Here is a 416-nt window from a genome sequence, read left to right as displayed (position 1 = left end):
AGATCAACTTCGAAGGCGACAAGTACCTGTGGGACGACTTCGCCTATGCCACCCGCGATGGCCTGATCGGCGCGCTGCGTTTCGTCGACGATGCCGCCACGGCGCGTGACCGAGGCGTTGCCGGCGAGCGCTTTGCCGAGCTGGCGTTCGACTTCCGCCTGCAAGCGGCCACGGCCCCCGAAGCCGAAGCCCGCAGCCACCGCCCACGGGCGCTGCAAGCAGGCTGACGGCCCGCAGCGGCCCTATCGCCGGCAAGCCGGCTCCCACAGCAAACCCTGTGGGAGCCGGCTTGCCGGCGATAGGGCCGGTACACGCCCAGCCAATACCACTGCCATACACCATTCCAATAACAATAAAAGGTCCTTGGTCATGCATAACCCCGCCCTGCGTTCGCTCGCCTGTTGCTGACAGGTCAC

At 65.9% G+C, this 416-nt stretch carries 1 protein-coding gene; it reads left to right on the top strand.

The features are described from left to right. Positions 1-227: dioxygenase family protein (locus L6D75_RS27195; protein WP_445009186.1), on the top strand; the 227-nt coding region annotated here is incomplete at its 5' end. Between the last annotated feature and the right edge of the window lie 189 nt (positions 228-416).

The sequence above is a fragment of the Pseudomonas faucium genome, from assembly GCF_021602585.1.
GTDB classification, from domain to species: Bacteria; Pseudomonadota; Gammaproteobacteria; order Pseudomonadales; family Pseudomonadaceae; genus Aquipseudomonas; species Aquipseudomonas faucium.
This window is presented reverse-complemented; position numbering and strand designations above follow the sequence as displayed.